General features: G+C 43.9%; 17 protein-coding genes. All 17 read right to left on the bottom strand.

Annotated elements, in window-relative coordinates; all coding sequences use genetic code 11:
* Positions 1 to 113: 113 nt before the first annotated feature.
* Positions 114 to 779: a DUF6115 domain-containing protein gene (locus D0466_RS17275; RefSeq protein WP_117323800.1), complete on the bottom strand. Its 666-nt coding sequence runs from the start codon at positions 777 to 779 to the stop codon at positions 114 to 116.
* Positions 780 to 789: 10 nt separating this feature from the next.
* The gene (locus D0466_RS17270; RefSeq protein WP_117323799.1) at positions 790 to 1104 is read right to left on the bottom strand and encodes a hypothetical protein; all 315 of its coding nucleotides are present in this window, start codon (positions 1102 to 1104) and stop codon (positions 790 to 792) included.
* Positions 1105 to 1455: 351 nt separating this feature from the next.
* On the bottom strand, positions 1456 to 1710 hold the full coding sequence (locus tag D0466_RS17265) for a hypothetical protein (RefSeq protein ID WP_117323798.1): 255 nt from the start codon (positions 1708 to 1710) through the stop codon (positions 1456 to 1458).
* Positions 1711 to 1735: 25 nt separating this feature from the next.
* A complete protein-coding gene (locus tag D0466_RS17260) occupies positions 1736 to 2503 on the bottom strand; it encodes a FliA/WhiG family RNA polymerase sigma factor (protein ID WP_117323797.1) in 768 nt (255 codons plus the stop codon).
* A 171-nt stretch (positions 2504 to 2674) separates the two neighbouring features.
* Complete coding sequence (locus D0466_RS17255) at positions 2675 to 3172, bottom strand: chemotaxis protein CheD (RefSeq protein ID WP_117323796.1); 498 nt, start codon at positions 3170 to 3172, stop codon at positions 2675 to 2677.
* Positions 3165 to 3803, bottom strand: a complete 639-nt coding sequence (locus D0466_RS17250; protein WP_117323795.1) for a chemotaxis protein CheC — start codon at positions 3801 to 3803, stop codon at positions 3165 to 3167. Before D0466_RS17250 ends, D0466_RS17255 begins: the two co-directional genes overlap by 8 nt.
* A gap of 4 nt (positions 3804 to 3807) precedes the next feature.
* Positions 3808 to 4281 carry a chemotaxis protein CheW gene (locus D0466_RS17245; protein ID WP_117323794.1) on the bottom strand — a complete coding sequence of 158 codons (474 nt, stop codon included), beginning with the start codon at positions 4279 to 4281 and terminating at the stop codon, positions 3808 to 3810.
* 128 nt (positions 4282 to 4409) lie between these two features.
* Positions 4410 to 6461 carry a chemotaxis protein CheA gene (locus D0466_RS17240; RefSeq protein WP_117323793.1) on the bottom strand — a complete coding sequence of 684 codons (2052 nt, stop codon included), beginning with the start codon at positions 6459 to 6461 and terminating at the stop codon, positions 4410 to 4412.
* A 14-nt stretch (positions 6462 to 6475) separates the two neighbouring features.
* Positions 6476 to 7573 (bottom strand): protein-glutamate methylesterase/protein-glutamine glutaminase, encoded by a 1098-nt coding sequence (locus D0466_RS17235; RefSeq protein ID WP_117323792.1) that lies wholly within the window; start codon positions 7571 to 7573, stop codon positions 6476 to 6478.
* 143 nt (positions 7574 to 7716) lie between these two features.
* The gene (locus D0466_RS17230; RefSeq protein WP_117323791.1) at positions 7717 to 8583 is read right to left on the bottom strand and encodes a MinD/ParA family protein; all 867 of its coding nucleotides are present in this window, start codon (positions 8581 to 8583) and stop codon (positions 7717 to 7719) included.
* The gene (gene flhF, locus D0466_RS17225) at positions 8580 to 9788 is read right to left on the bottom strand and encodes a flagellar biosynthesis protein FlhF (protein ID WP_117323790.1); all 1209 of its coding nucleotides are present in this window, start codon (positions 9786 to 9788) and stop codon (positions 8580 to 8582) included. Before flhF ends, D0466_RS17230 begins: the two co-directional genes overlap by 4 nt.
* A complete protein-coding gene (gene flhA / locus D0466_RS17220; protein ID WP_117323789.1) occupies positions 9785 to 11821 on the bottom strand; it encodes a flagellar biosynthesis protein FlhA in 2037 nt (678 codons plus the stop codon). Before flhA ends, flhF begins: the two co-directional genes overlap by 4 nt.
* Before the next feature lie 42 nt (positions 11822 to 11863).
* Entirely contained in the window at positions 11864 to 12946 is a 1083-nt protein-coding gene (gene flhB, locus D0466_RS17215; RefSeq protein WP_117323788.1) for a flagellar biosynthesis protein FlhB, read from the bottom strand.
* A 1-nt stretch (position 12947) separates the two neighbouring features.
* Entirely contained in the window at positions 12948 to 13724 is a 777-nt protein-coding gene (gene fliR, locus D0466_RS17210; RefSeq protein WP_117323787.1) for a flagellar biosynthetic protein FliR, read from the bottom strand.
* 2 nt (positions 13725 to 13726) lie between these two features.
* A complete protein-coding gene (gene fliQ, locus D0466_RS17205; RefSeq protein WP_117323786.1) occupies positions 13727 to 13996 on the bottom strand; it encodes a flagellar biosynthesis protein FliQ in 270 nt (89 codons plus the stop codon).
* 12 nt (positions 13997 to 14008) lie between these two features.
* A complete protein-coding gene (gene fliP, locus D0466_RS17200) occupies positions 14009 to 14674 on the bottom strand; it encodes a flagellar type III secretion system pore protein FliP (RefSeq protein WP_117323785.1) in 666 nt (221 codons plus the stop codon).
* Entirely contained in the window at positions 14671 to 15321 is a 651-nt protein-coding gene (locus tag D0466_RS17195; RefSeq protein ID WP_117323784.1) for a flagellar biosynthetic protein FliO, read from the bottom strand. The genes fliP and D0466_RS17195 overlap by 4 nt, the downstream gene beginning before the upstream one ends.
* Positions 15322 to 15323 lie beyond the last annotated feature (2 nt).

Raw genomic sequence — 15323 nt, 5'->3', positions numbered from 1 at the left:
AAACAGAAACTGTTTATTACAGCACCATCCGCATGAATCACGAAGCGTGTGTATTAACACCATGTCATAATATAGCACATTAAAGGTTTCCTGGTCAAGCGATTTCTAATGGCTTACATACGGAATTTTAGCAACAGCTCAATTTCGGTTTTTCCCCGGTTCAATCTTTTCGCTATTTCATCGACAGTCATGCCATTGCCGTGCATTTCATAAATTTGCTCGGATAGCGTTGGCTTCCCTTTTGTTAAAGAGGATTTCAGAGCTTCCTTGAAAGCCTCCTTTTCGATTCGTTCCCTGTCGGCGGGTACGGGGGTTGAGTCATCCCTATCGTTCAAAACGGTAATTTCAACTTTGTCTTTCTCCTCTGCCAATCCAGCGGGCTGATAGCCTGAAATGCCTTCAGTTTCATCTTTTAAAGGCTGTTTTTTATAGGCGGATACAGCGATATTTTTGGAAAAGATGACCGAATTGGTTTGGTCGATTCCATCCGCTGTTTCCTTTTTGGAAGAAGGCATTTCCCGATGAACATCCCTGTTGAGACCCGAAGATCCTTTTTTATCACCAGGGACCTTCGGCTGCCTGACTTTCTTAAGCAGCAAATCATTTTCTTCCTTCATTTCCATAATGAAGGCAGCCAGTAATTCTTCCATTTCAGCAACTGTTTCCTTTTGGCTTCTTTCTGCCTTGAGCAAACGGTTTTGGCGTTGAAACAGGATGATAACGGCCAGAATTGTGAGGATGTTTAGTATAAAAAGAATGAACATGATAAATGCGGACATATTACCCCTCTTATCCGGAAAAGTCAATGCTTGTTCCTTTATAAGGATGTTGTGAATTTTTTCGTTTCGTTCCTGTCGTTTTCTTCTTTTCATGTTGCCGTCCGCCAGCGCCCTGCCCGCTGCTGCCATTGCCACTGTGGAAGGAGGGCTTCTCTTTTTGTTCCTGCTTTAAGACGGCGGACCTTTGTTTCTCATCTTCCTTTTGCATTTCATTTGCCGCGTGATGAAACGCAACCTGATCACGGAGCTGCCACCCCTCCTGAATTTTTGCGGCCTCATGGGTACACGGCAATGCTATTTGCATCTCTATCGCTTTTAAACTCATAACTTCCCTTCCTTTACAACGGAATGGAATTAATTTCACCCTGGTCAAGGAAGATTATAACGGAAGAGATCGGATGATGAATTAATTTTGAGTATGTGGCAAAGTGAATCTCGTTATTCGGAAGCAGCTAGCCGTTCACTTTTAAGCAGCAATTGAATTCCGGCACAGTTTTAAGTTCAACCAGCTACATCTCCAGTGTTTGAAGCGGGTTTTTTTGGCCATAAACATCTTTCCCCGGGAATCCGGGAGTTGGGGGATTGTACGTGCCAGTAATTGGCCATCTTTTATGGAGGGAATCGTCAGTACATTGCGGAAGTTACATTCGAAATGAGCGTGGTTTTGGTATTGAATTCATTCAGCAAATAGGCATGCTTCCCGGATTTTTCTAGAAAACCCTCCGCTATCAGTGCTGGATACATCGGAAAATGGGTCTTTGCAAATTTGCTGAATTATTCCATGTTTATATCCCAAAACAATTTTCCTCGCACGAAGCACATCCAGAATGGAGTCCTCGTTAAGGGACAAATCGGTTTGGGCATCCGCTTTTGAAGATAATTTCACAGACAAACGGTCCTTTGAAACAGCGATATCGAACAGTTGATCCATCCACTCCACCGTCCCGCTATATTCTTTAATGCTTTACGTCCTGCAAAATGTTTCTTAATTTGTAAATGGCCCTTGAATGTATCTGCGATATTCTGGATGTGGAAAGGCCCATAACCTGGCCGATTTCGGTTAATGTCAATTCTTCCTTATAAAAAAGCTGCAGTACCAGCTGCTCTTTTTCATTTAATGTTTCTATTACTCGCAGCAGTTCCTTGTATAGTTCTTCCTTGACTAGATTGTCCTCCGGCAGCACAGCCTTATCGTCTTTTATATGGTAGTTGTTTCCCTCTTTATCTTCCTGATCCTGGGGAGTCTCATCCATAGAAAGAACGTTCGCGAAAAAGTTTTCATTGAGCGCTGAATAGACTTCATCTTCTGAAATTTGCAATGATTCAGCAATCTCCTTTGGAGTCACATTCCTCATGAATTTTTGTTCGAGTTCATAGGTGGCGGCTTCAATTTTTTTTGCTTTTTCTCGGGCGCTTCGCGGCAGCCAGTCTTCCTTGCGCAGACCGTCAAGAATCGCCCCGCGGATCCGGAATGATGCATATGTATCAAATTTCAAATCCCGCTTTGGATCGAACCTTTCTAAAGCCTCGAACAACCCCATCATCCCCAGGCTCCTGATATCATCCCTGTTAACATTCCTAGGCAGGTTGACGGAAATTCTCTGAACATGATAGGAAACAAGGGGGATATATTTCTTCACCAAAATGTCCCCTGCTTGAGGATCACGGCAGTCGATCCAATTTTTCCAATGTAACTGCTCTTCTCCGGTAGTCAGTTGAGACATGGGATTCCTCCTAACACTTTATCAAAAAAAACATTCTTAAAATCTGTTAATTCTGTTTTTCTATTACTATTATAACAATAAAATCCAATGTATTATATAATCAGTTGGATATTCGCGTCCTGCAAATTTATTCCTATTTTTAAACATTCTTCCATGCTTATAGACTTAAAATTAAATTTCAATACTGCCTTTATTGACCGTCCTAATATTCAACTTACATGTTTTCGGATTGAACTCAATCGTTCTCCCGTTACTTCCGCCAACATCTTCAGAAATAATCTGAATCCGTAAATCGGTGAGCTTTTTCCTGACTGCCTCTACATTTCGCGGGCCGATTCTCATTAAATCGTTTCCCGAAGAAAACTGGAACATTTGGGCACCACCGGCTATTTTCGCTTTTAAGGAAGAAACCCTTGCCCCCTCATCCTGAAGCTTTTCTACCATTTCCTGAATCGCCGTATCCGCATACTTCGCTGTATTGATCCGGACTCCTTTTGAAAGGGATGAATCAGGAAGCATGACATGCGCAAGGCCAGCAATTTCTTTGATTTGGTCATATACAACTACGCCCACACATGAACCCAGCCCCGAGGTCCTGATTGTACCCGGCGGCTTTACAATGGCCATATCCGCAATGCCGACTTTGGTTATTCTCAGAATATCAGCCATTTCCCGCAACTCCTAAAGAGGCAAAGATAATCTCAAAGGACTCCGGATCCGGCAGGAGAAAAAAGTGGCCATTAACACTGTTTGCATCAAAGCCATCCTCGGAAAGTGCAGTATCGATCACAATGGCAAAATCACTCACCTGGGACAGTTCAATCAAGCCATAGCCAAGAATCGCACCGACCATATCCAGGCTTAATGCCGGAACTGACGGGTAGAGATTCAGCCGTGTAAAATCAGATAAAGCTGAAAGATAGGAACCTGCAAGAATATTTCCCAATTCCTGAAGAGCGGACATTGCAATCTCGGAAAACGGTGGCTTGTCAAAAGAAAACTCACTTTCTTCCGTCATTTGATGGATAAAATAGGTGGCCTGCGGCAAAGGCAGGATAAAAAACATGCTTCCAGGTGCATCTCCCTCAATCCTGAGGAAGACACTCGCTACGACCGTTTCCGGCCCGCCGGCCAAATCCATCATGTCGTCAAAGGACAAAATCCTGACATTGGGCACTTTCATATCAATTTTTTTATTTAAAAGGGTGGAGAGAGCTGTAGCAGCGTTTCCGGCTCCAATATTACCTATCTCCCTCAAAATATCCAGGTGGATAAAAGAGATCTTCTCTAAAAAAGACATGGCATTATCCTTCTATCATAATCGGTTCTTTTAATTCCGCCGGGTTCAAAATCTTCTCTAAATTCACCAGGATCATCAGCCGTTTTTCAACCTTGGCAACCCCTGAAATATATTCCGCTTCAACCGTGCCGACGACCTCAGGCTGAGGTTCAATATTAGCCGCGGGGATATCGACTACATCATTTGCGGCATCTACGACCAATCCAACTTCCATATCCTCTAAAGAAACAATAATGATTCTCGTGCTTTCAGTGTATTCTGTTTCTTCAATTTCAAAACGTGCCCTAAGGTCAATGATCGGCGTTACCACACCGCGCAGATTGATGACCCCTTTGACGAACCGGGCCGTTTTGGGGACACGTGTAATATGCAGCACCTTCTCAATGGCCCGGACCTGGTTTACCGGAATTGCATATTCTTTTTCCTTGATTTGAAAAACGATTACTTTTATTTCTTCTCCATCTATTCGTATTGACACCGGCTTTCTCCCCCTTAATCATAATGTACAATTGGCAGTAAACCATCTTTTTCATACTGAGTCCCGGAAGACTAATGGGGCTCCAGTTCCGCAGGGCGGAACTGGAGGAGCCCCATGCAATAGAACCGTCATTTAATCAACGAATTGCAATCCACAATTAAAGCAACCTGCCCATCGCCAAGGATGGTGGCTCCCGAAATGGCAAAGGCTGAGTTTAAATAATTTCCAAGCGACTTTAGCACAATCTCCTGCTGGCCGATAAACGAGTCAACCACAAGTCCTGCCATTTTATCCCCTTTTCTCACAATAACAACAGACAAAAATTCCTCATCCTCTGAAAAAACAGGCACTTCAAAAATATCTTTCAGGAAAATAAGCGGCAATACTTTGCCCCTGAAATCAATGACCTGCTGGCTATGGGCATTCATAATATCTTCTTTTCTTATAATCGCCGTTTCTATAATGGAAGAAAGCGGGATTGCGAATTTCTCTTTTTGGATTTCAACGAGCATGACGGAGATAATGGACAGAGTAAGCGGCAGCTGTATAAGGAAAGTGGAGCCGTCGCCTTCCCTGGAATCTATTGACACCGTTCCGCCCAACGATTCAATTGTATTTTTCACCACATCAAGGCCTACGCCCCTGCCTGATACATCAGAGATCGTTTCTGCTGTTGAGAAACCGGAGGCGAAAATTAATTCGTATACCTGCTTATCGGTTAGGGACGCTGCAGTATGTGCTGTCACAATTCCGTTATTCAACGCCTTTTTTAAGACCCTTTCACGGCTAATGCCCGCCCCGTCATCTGTAATTTCAATAAAGACATGATTCCCGCTGTGATAAGCCTTCAGCACGACTGTCCCTACTTCATCTTTTCCGCTTGCGCGACGAACCTCCGGCGTTTCTACGCCATGGTCAATCGCATTCCTGAGCAAGTGAACAAGCGGGTCGCCGATTTCATCGATGACAGTCCTGTCTAGCTCTGTTTCCGCCCCGACAATTTCAAGGTGGATTTTCTTATTGAGATCCCGTGCAAGCGTTCGGACCATTTTCGGGAATCGGTTGAACACCGTCTCGACCGGGACCATTCTCATATTGAGGATAATCGTTTGCAAATCACCGGAAATGCGCGACATCCGTTCGACTGTTTCATGCAATTCCTGGTTGTTCAAATCACGTGAAATTTGCTCAAGCCTGCCTCGGTCGATAACAAGCTCCTCAAATAAATTCATGAGAATGTCGAGCCGTTCAATATTTACACGAATCGTTTTGTTATTTGACTGCCTGCTGTTTGAAACCTTCTTATTGGTTTCTACTTGACTTGCTTCAGGCTTGGATGCATCCGCCTGTGGCAGTAATTCTCTGCCTGTTTGTTCTTCAGCCCGTTCGGAGCCCTGTTCCCTTAATGTAAGGTGGTCCATTTCCCTGATTTCAACCCTTTGCACTTCGGAAACCTTCATGATTTTCTTTGAAAGATCTTCTTTTGTCTCCTTCGTAAGGAAGGTAACCATAAAATCCTGGTCAAACTGTTCTTCCTCTAGCTGGTCAGCAGAAGGCAAGGATTTAATTACTTCACCCGACTTTTCAAGAACTTCAAACACCATGAATACGCGCGCAGCTTTCAAAAGGCAATCTTCGTTCAGCGCAATAGTAATTTCATAACTTTGAAAACCTTGCTCCCAGGATTGCTGGAGCACTGTTAATTCGAACTCATCATAAATGCCTTTCATGCCTTCTTGTTTTACAGGCGCCGCTGTGGCTGCAACTTCAGCATTGGCATTTGCACCGGCAAGCGGCGATTCTCCCTTTTCAATAAGCTGCAGCTGCCCGACAACTTTCGATACATCCCTTTTACCGTCCCCGCCTTCAGAAATCGATAGAACCATAGCTTCGAGGTCATCGACAGCTTGAAAAATCACATCAAAAATTTCCGGATTCAACGTGATTTTGTTATTGCGGATGCCATCGAGAACATTTTCCATCTTATGTGTCAAATTCGCCAAATCTTCGTAACCCATGGTTGCGGACATACCCTTCAATGTATGTGCAGATCGGAAAATTTCATTTACAATAGAAAGATTATCCGGATTTTTTTCAAGCTCCAATAATTGCTCGCTGCATGTTTGAAGGTGTTCTTTGCTTTCATCTATAAAGACCTCTAAATATTGGTTCATATCCATCGGAACTGCACCCCTCACTGATTACAAAACTTCACAATCGCGTTTGCTATTTTCTCTACATTTTCCACTGAATCAACTAAACCTGTGGCAATTGCAGCCTTGGGCATCCCGAATACGATTGAAGTTTCCTGGGATTCCGCAATCGCCTTGACGTTCCCTGTTTTCTTCATTCTAATCAACCCAGCTGCCCCGTCGCTTCCCATCCCCGTCATAATGACTGCAACTTTGGAGTAATCGGGTATTTCGCTTACTGACTCAAACAAAACATCCACTGATGGCCGGTGGCCTCCCCTAATCTCAGACCCATCAACCGAAACTGCAAGGGCCATGCCGATCCTTTTCACTTTCAAATGCCAGCCCCCGGGAGCGATATAAGCAGTGCCTTTATGAATAATCTCACCGTCTTCCGCTTCTTTGACTGTAATCTCAGACAGAGAATTAAGCCTTTCTGCAAGTGATTTAGTAAAACCGGGAGGCATATGCTGGATAATCAGGATAGGCGCGTCCAAATTTCCTGGAAGCTTTGTCAACACTGCTTGCAATGCCCTGGGTCCGCCTGTCGACGTACCGATCACTATTATTTTTTTTGATTCTGGATTCCAATTGTTTAAAATGGTTTGCTTTTCTTTTTCTGGTTCTATTTTACTACATTTGTTTTTATCTGGCATAAAACTTTCGACAATTCTGGGATTTTTTTGCAACATCTGAATGCTTGTCTTGCTTGCAGCAATGACTTTATCGATCAGTTCCCGTTTGATCTTATGTAAATCAAGGCTGATGGCGCCGGATGGTTTCGAAATGAAGTCAAAGGCGCCGATATCCATGGCTGACACTGTGTTTTCTGCTCCTTCCCTTGTCGTGCTTGAAAGCATGATGACAGGTGTAGGACACTGCTGCATTATTTCTTTCAAAGCCTCAAGGCCATTCATGATCGGCATTTCCACATCAAGTGTAACTACATCCGGCTTTTGCTCTTTGATTTTGCTGATGGCTTCTTTTCCATTCCTGGCCGTTCCAATCACTTCAATCCGTTTATCTTCCGCAAGGAATTCAGAGATCAGTTTTCTCATAAACGCAGAATCTTCGACAATTAGCACTTTTATCCTTTTCATTTTCAGGGACCTACCTTCATTGGAAACTTGCCAGTTGGCAATCCTTTTTAAGGCACAGCCAGAGGCAAGTCGCACTTTTCTTAAATCCAGAAACCCTTGATCGGTTTTGAAATGTACAATAGACCGCTAAAAAGCCATCCATTCTAATGTGACAGAAAGTAATTCTTTAGTTTCCCAAGAAAATTATTTTTCTTCATTGTAAGGCCTTCCCGGAAATCGCTAATTTCATAGCGTGCTGCTATCTCTGACAGTGCCTTGGATACAACAGAACCATTGTTATCAATCATAAAAGGCACTTGCTTCGCCACTGCCTTGGAAACTGATTTATCGTCCGGCAGGAAACCTAGCGGAATGATTTCTTTCTGCAAGAACTTACGCAATGCATTCTGCAAGCGTTTAATCGTCTCATGGCCTTCCATTTCCGATTGGACCCTGTTGCAAATCAGGAATAATGAGAGGCTTTGGCTGACTGAATTCAAGTATTTCATCACCGAATAAGCATCCATCACTGCAGTAGGCTCAGGTGTCGTCACAACAAACAGGTCATCGACACATAGCATGAATCTGGAAGATTCATAGTTTATCCCGGCACCCATATCAAAAATAATATATTCATACTGATGCAAAAGTCTGTTGAACTCCGCTAGGAAACTGTCAAACTGTGATTGATCCAGTTCAAACAGTTTTGTCAGACCCGTGCCGCCGGCAATCACGGAAATATTATCCGGCCCTTTCGAAATGATGTCTGAAAGAGGCGTACCGTGTTCAAAAAAATCTATGATACTGTGACGTGAGGAATTCCCCATCAAAATATCGATGTTTCCCATGCCGATATCCATATCGAAAAGCAACACGCTATGGCCTTTTTTGGCTAAGGTAATAGAGAAGTTAAGCGAAAAGTTGGATTTCCCCACTCCGCCTTTCCCGCTGATCACAGCAATCGTTTTAGCCGTCTGCACATTATTCGCCTGTCGTACCCAATTTCGTAGATGTTCAGCCTGGTCCTTCATTTCTTATTCGCTCCCAGTATAATCTCTGTTATCAAACGCGGGCTGGCCTTTTCTATATCATCCGGTACATCCTGACCGTTTGTTATATACGCTGCGCCGATGCGATGCTTGATAATGAAATTCAGCATCGGGCCGAAGCTTGCAGTTTCATCAGCTTTTGTAAAAATCACCTGCTTGATCGGGATGGTGGAAAACTGCATGAATATTTCTTCCATATCCCTTTGTTTGGCGGTCAGCGATAACACCAAATAAGTTTCCATCTCTCGCTCAAAATCAATGATTTTTTGCAAATCGCGTACATACTCATGATTCCGGAAATTCCTCCCGGCTGTGTCGATGAATACCAGGTCATAATGAGAAAATTTTTCTGCGGCATTTTTGAAATCTACCAGATTGTAAGCTACCTCTATCGGGACATTTAAGATCTTGGCATATGTCTGCAGCTGATCGATTGCAGCAATCCGGTAGGTGTCTGTCGTAATGAAGGCGACCTTTTTGTTTTGCTTCAGGATGCTTTCCGCCGCAATTTTAGCAAGAGTGGTAGTTTTGCCGACCCCTGTGGGCCCGACAATATTGATATATTTCTTTTCAAAGCTTCCCCCAAAATCAGAAACGGCAGAAATCTTTGCATCAAGCTCAGCTTTCAGCCAGCCTGTTATCTCATCCATCGGACTGTCATGGTGGCCAGAAAACCATTTTGTTAGCAATGCATCCATCATTTCTGCCCGGATGTGGCAGTCAATCTCCTGCTTTTCCATCGTTTTATATATTTCCTGTAACGGATCCGGGTATTTTTTATCATTATTGGCAGATTCATAGTTGATCCCTTTTACCATTTCCCTTAGCTGAGCTAATTCTTTTAAAATTTCTCCCGCCGGCAGGCTTTTGGCCTGCTCAGATTCTGGTGCAGGGGAGTGTATTTTTAATCCGGAATCAGCCTGTTCTGACTCGGCGCCGGGATTTGCGGCTGATACCGTTTTTTCCGCAGGCATCTTTTTCTGCTTTTGCTTTTTTATCGGTGGATTATGCTTCTCTGACGGGTCGATTGCTGCGACCACTTCAATATTCCTTTTTCTAAACAACCCTAGAAATCCGCTGGAATAGACAGGCTTAGAACTGAGAATGACGGCATCATTTCCAAGCTCTTGGCGGATGTCCTTCATTGCTTCCGACATAGAAGAAGCCAAATATTTCTTTACTTTCACTCCACGTTCACCACCCCTATGCTTTGGACTTCAACATTCGATTCCAATTCGTTATAAGAAACAATAGGCACCTGAGGAAAATAGCGTTCTGTCAATTGGCGCACGTACATACGGACCGCCGGGGAACAAAGAACGACCGGTGTTTGTTCCATTAATGCCAGCTCTTCGAGTTTGGCCGCCATGGATTCCAGGATCGTTTGGGAATCATTAGGGTCGAGCGATAGATAGTTCCCATGCTCCGTTTGCTGGACGGCATCCGCAATCAGTTTCTCTACTTTTCCGGACAAAGTAATCACCTTTAAGCTTTCGTTGCTGACAGCCAACCCGTTCGTTATTTGCCTGGCCAAATTCTGACGTACATACTCGGTAAGCAGGTCTGTATCTGTGCTTAAACGGCCATAGTCTGCGAGCGTTTCAAAAATAACAGGCAGGTTCCGGATCGAAACTTTTTCTTTCAACAGTTTGGCCAATACCTTCTGTACCTCGCCCACCGTTAACGGGTTTGGCGTTACTTCTTCAACCAGGATCGGGGCTGATTCCCTCAAATGGTCGATCAACTGCTTCGTTTCCTGTCTTCCCAGCAATTCGTGGGCATTTGACTTGATCACTTCCGTAATGTGTGTGGATACAACACTTGGAGGGTCGACCACTGTATACCCCATCATTTCGGCGTGTTCCTTCATTTCTTCAGAAATCCATTTAGCAGGGAGGCCGAAAGAAGGCTCCACCGTATCGATCCCTTCGATGGAATCATCTTCAATACCCGGGCTCATCGCCAGGTAATGGTCAAGGAGAAGCTCGCCCCTTGCCATTTCATTTCCCTTAATTTTCAAACGGTATTCGTTAGGGTTCAACTGGATATTATCGCGGATCCTAACAACCGGGATGACAAGGCCCATCTCAATCGCAAGCTGGCGGCGGATCATCACGACCCTGTCAAGCAAATCCCCACCCTGGTTCGCATCCGCAAGTGGAATCAGGCCGTAGCCGAATTCAAACTCAATCGGGTCAACGCTCAACAGATTCACGACGCTCTCAGGGCTTTTCATTTCATCGCTTTCAATTTCTTCTTCGATATCCTGAAGTTCCTGTTGATCTGCTTCAGGCGTCTTGGATATCATATATCCGCCAAATGCCAGCAAGCCCGCGATAGGGACAGTCAGCAAATCGGAAATCGGAGTGAACAATCCGAGCAAGAAAATCGTGCCTGCCGTTACATAAAGCATGACAGGAAATCTAAATAGTTGTTCGGTAATATCCGCTCCGAGGTTCCCATTTGATGCGGCGCGGGTCACCACTATACCCGTCGCAGTTGAAATTAGAAGGGCTGGTACCTGGCTGACAATGCCATCGCCAACAGTAAGCAGGGAAAAGTGCGATGCCGCCTCTGCAAAGGCCATATCCTGCTGCATTACACCAATAACCATGCCAAAAATCAAGTTGATCAGCACGATGATTATGCCCGCGATGGCATCACCTTTCACAAATTTGCTCGCTCCGTCCATTGAACCGTAAAAATCCGCTTCGCGCCCGACCTTTTCACGCCTCTCGCGCGCCTCCACTTCAGAAATCATCCCGGCATTCAAATCGGCATCAATGCTCATTTGCTTTCCTGGCATCGCGTCCAATGTAAATCGGGCAGCCACCTCGGACACACGCTCGGAGCCTTTCGTGATGACAATAAATTGGATGATGATCAAAATTAAGAAAACAACCATTCCGACAATGATATTTCCTCCGACAACAAATGTCCCAAAGGTATGGACTACCCCGCCAGCATCGCCATGGGTCAAAATGGAACGTGTTGTAGATACATTCAGACCGAGCCTGAACAGTGTCAACAGCAGCAATAATGATGGAAAGATGGAAAACTCCAGCGGCTCTTTCATATTCATCGACGTTAGAAGAACCATAAGGGCGAGAGAAATATTCAACAAAATCAAAATACTAATCAGCCAAGTTGGCAATGGGATAATCAACATGGCCACTACCATGATCACGCTTATTAAAACAGTCAAGTCTCTTGCTGACATTTTCTTCTCTCCTAACCTGGTAAAGCAATGCTAAATATTCTTTTAAATCTTGCCTTTTGTCTTATACACAAATGCCAATACCTCGGCGACCGCCTTAAAAAATTCTTCCGGGATTGCCTGTCCGATCTCCGATTGGTCATATAGCGCGCGGGCAAGCGGGCGGTTTTCCATCATGACAATATCGTTTTCCTTTGCTACATACTTGATTTTCTGGGCGACAAAATCCACGCCCTTGGCTATAACGTACGGCGCATCAAACTTTTGATCATCGTATTTTAACGCGATGGCATAATGGGTAGGGTTTGTAATGACGACATCCGCCTTGGGAACTTCCTGCATCATGCGCTGCATGGCCATCTCCCTTTGTTTTTGCTTTATCTTTGATTTAATCAGCGGGTCGCCCTCTATATTTTTATATTCGTCCTTGATATCCTGTTTGGACATCCGAATACTCTTTTCAAAGTCATATTTCTGGTACATATAATCGAGCAGTGATAAGAACAGTAATGCAGCCGAAGCGTACAACCCTACTTTAACGGTTATATCAGCCAATATTGCCATGGCAGCGGCCGCATTTTTTTGTGACAGCGTCATGATTTCTTCCATGCGCTGCCATATCACAAGAAAAGTAACAAGTCCTACAATCGAAATCTTCAAAATAGATTTCAACAACTCTACTATGGCCCTCATGGAAAAAATCCTTTTAAAGCCTTTAATCGGATCTATTTTTTCAAGTTTGAACTGAATAGCTTCTGTTGAAAACAAGAAACCCGTTTGCATTATGTTTGCCGCCACTCCTGCTATTAGAGCAACTGCCATGATTGGCGCCAATATGATGGCGGTCTTCCTAAGCATCTCTAAAAAAATTGTTTGTACATTTTCTTCTGTAAGTTCTGTAAGCATCGGCTCCTGGAATGATTCCGTAAAGATCCCTAAAATGGAATCCCTCATAAAAGGCCCAATCGCTGTGAAAAGCATAAATACAGCAAGTAGAACGATTGCCGTATTTACATCTTGGCTTTTTGAGACCTGCCCTTTTTTTCTCGAATCCTGCCGCTTCTTAGGTGTGGCTTTTTCTGTTTTTTCACCGGAGAAGAATTGAAGGTCAAGCTGTATCAGTTTCATATTATGTTCCTCCGACTAGCTCCATTAACCCTCTCATCGTAACAATCAGATAATCAAACATCTGCCCTACAACAGCCATCATCATTCCCATCACGATTATCAGGACTACGAAACTGACAATAATTTTCACCGGCATCCCGACAACGAAAATATTCAGCTGTGGAACCGTTCTCGCTACAATACCCAGCCCGACATCGACTAAAAACAAACTTCCGACAACTGGTATGGACATTTGAAACGCAATGATAAAAGTCTGGTTGAAAGCCTTGGCGACAAACTCGAGCATATCCTCGTTCCCGAATGAAATCCAGACCTTATCAATCGGAATAAACTGATAGGAATAAAAGATTCCATCCAGCAATAAATGATGGCCGTTAGCGCCGAGCAAAAATAATAGAGAAATTGTATAGAGATATTGTCCCGTCAGCGGGCTTTGCACCCCTGTTTGAGGGTCGATCACGTTTGCTATTGCAAATCCCATCTGAAAATCTATAAATCCCCCGGCAATTTGGACAGCCGTCAGGATCATATACGCAACAAATCCGATTAGCAGACCAACAAGGACTTCCTTTATGATCAACATATAATAAGTTCCATTTATATCGAATACGGGCGCATCTATCGTGTAATACATAATCCATGCAAGGAAAAAGCTAATGCCGATACGATGGGTTGCCGGAATTGTGCGATATGAAAAAATCGGCATGGTCACGAAAAATGTGGCCACACGAACAAAAACCAATAAAAATGCTGGAAACTGCGGAATGATGTCTTGCATAATTAACCTACGAATCTATTTAAATTGCTGAAAATTTCATTCGCGTATGACAGCATATGTGACAGCATCCATGGACCTAGAAGGATAATCCCAAGCAGGACGGCCACTATTTTTGGAACAAACGCCAGGGTCTGTTCCTGTATTTGCGTCGTCGCTTGAAAGATACTGATCAATAGCCCGACTCCAAGCGCGATGATAAGTAAAGGCCCACATACAATCAAAACAGTGTAAATGCCGCGTTCAGCGACTTCAATAACAAAATCAGGACTCATTTTTTCACCTGCTTAAAAGCTCTGTAGTAAAGATTTCACAACCAAATACCAGCCATCCACCAATACAAACAGCAAGATCTTAAACGGCAAGGAGATCATTACCGGCGGCAACATCATCATCCCCATCGACATCAAAACACTTGCGATGATCATATCAATGACCAGAAACGGAATAAATATCATGAAGCCAATTTGAAACGCCGTCTTGATTTCACTGATCGCAAAAGCAGGAACAAGGGCGGTCAAGGGAATATCCTGGATGCTTTTTGGCTTTTCGATTTTGGCATAATCCAGAAACAAGGCAAGGTCTTTTTGGCGGGTATGTGCGCTCATAAACTCTTTGAACGGACCCGATGCCCGATCATAAGCCTCATCCAGATCGATTTTTTCCTCAAACAAAGGAGTTAGGGCTTGTTTATTCACTTCCTGGAAAGTCGGCGCCATTACGAAGAAGGTCATAAATAATGCAAGGCCAATGATCACCTGGTTTGGGGGCATCTGCTGGGTTCCCAAAGATGTCCGGACAAACCCGAGGACTATCACAATCCTTGTAAAACACGTCATCAAAATCAAAATGCTTGGCGCTAGCGACAAAACTGTAAGCATCAAAAGAAGCTTGACGGAAGTAGAGACATTTGAAGGATCACTGGTGTTGAATATCTCCATGAACTCGTTCATCGCTGTCTCTCCTCCCCTTCCAGTTCTTCCATCACTTTTTTCCTGTTTTTCGATAACTCCTCGAGCTCACTTTTCAACTGTGAGGAGAAACCTTGTGATACAGGGGTAGAATCTTGAAACCTTTTCTTCATTGTGGACAACAGATTGCCTGGCTGTATCATAAGTTCCATTTTGTCATTATGTTCTTCCAGCAGGGACTTGTACTCATCTTCATCGTCTATTTCCTTTAAGAGCTCGATGGATTCACCAACACCAAGGACCAGAATGGAATTGCCTACTTTAATCAACTGGACGGATCGGTTCGAGCCAAGACTTGTCCCGCCAATATTCTCAATATGGTTTGCCTTTTGGTAGGCCCTGCTTTTTTTATTGATGAACCTTAGGGTGGCATAGAGGAGCACAACAACAAAAATCAAAGCAAAAACCATACGCAGGAAATCCCAAAAAGAAAGGTCAGTGCCCGTAGATGAGTCTGTTTTTTCATTGCTCCCGGCTTGGGTCTTTTTTTCTTCCGGATTTTCCGGCTGTTCATAAAAATCCTTTACGCTGCCATCTAGGCTTTCCGCTTTTGCCGCAAGGCCAGAAAAAACAGCCTGACCCAATGCAATCACCAGAAGAATCTGCAATACCTTTTTTATTGAAAACAAGC

It is taken from the genome of Peribacillus glennii (assembly GCF_003429105.1).
Classification (GTDB): domain Bacteria; phylum Bacillota; class Bacilli; order Bacillales; family DSM-1321; genus Peribacillus; species Peribacillus glennii.
The sequence above is the reverse complement of the archived record's forward strand: the minus strand, read 5'-3'. Positions and strand labels throughout refer to the sequence as shown.

Coding starts and splice junctions, on each gene's coding strand:
- D0466_RS17275 (WP_117323800.1), bottom strand. CDS start 779: ATGTCCGCATTTATCATGTTCATTCTTTTTATACTAAACATCCTCACA.
- D0466_RS17270 (WP_117323799.1), bottom strand. CDS start 1,104: ATGAGTTTAAAAGCGATAGAGATGCAAATAGCATTGCCGTGTACCCAT.
- D0466_RS17265 (WP_117323798.1), bottom strand. CDS start 1,710: ATGGATCAACTGTTCGATATCGCTGTTTCAAAGGACCGTTTGTCTGTG.
- D0466_RS17260 (WP_117323797.1), bottom strand. CDS start 2,503: ATGTCTCAACTGACTACCGGAGAAGAGCAGTTACATTGGAAAAATTGG.
- D0466_RS17255 (WP_117323796.1), bottom strand. CDS start 3,172: ATGGCTGATATTCTGAGAATAACCAAAGTCGGCATTGCGGATATGGCC.
- D0466_RS17250 (WP_117323795.1), bottom strand. CDS start 3,803: ATGTCTTTTTTAGAGAAGATCTCTTTTATCCACCTGGATATTTTGAGG.
- D0466_RS17240 (WP_117323793.1), bottom strand. CDS start 6,461: ATGGATATGAACCAATATTTAGAGGTCTTTATAGATGAAAGCAAAGAA.
- D0466_RS17235 (WP_117323792.1), bottom strand. CDS start 7,573: ATGAAAAGGATAAAAGTGCTAATTGTCGAAGATTCTGCGTTTATGAGA.
- D0466_RS17230 (WP_117323791.1), bottom strand. CDS start 8,583: ATGAAGGACCAGGCTGAACATCTACGAAATTGGGTACGACAGGCGAAT.
- flhA (WP_117323789.1), bottom strand. CDS start 11,821: ATGTCAGCAAGAGACTTGACTGTTTTAATAAGCGTGATCATGGTAGTG.
- flhB (WP_117323788.1), bottom strand. CDS start 12,946: ATGAAACTGATACAGCTTGACCTTCAATTCTTCTCCGGTGAAAAAACA.
- fliR (WP_117323787.1), bottom strand. CDS start 13,724: ATGCAAGACATCATTCCGCAGTTTCCAGCATTTTTATTGGTTTTTGTT.
- fliQ (WP_117323786.1), bottom strand. CDS start 13,996: ATGAGTCCTGATTTTGTTATTGAAGTCGCTGAACGCGGCATTTACACT.
- fliP (WP_117323785.1), bottom strand. CDS start 14,674: ATGAACGAGTTCATGGAGATATTCAACACCAGTGATCCTTCAAATGTC.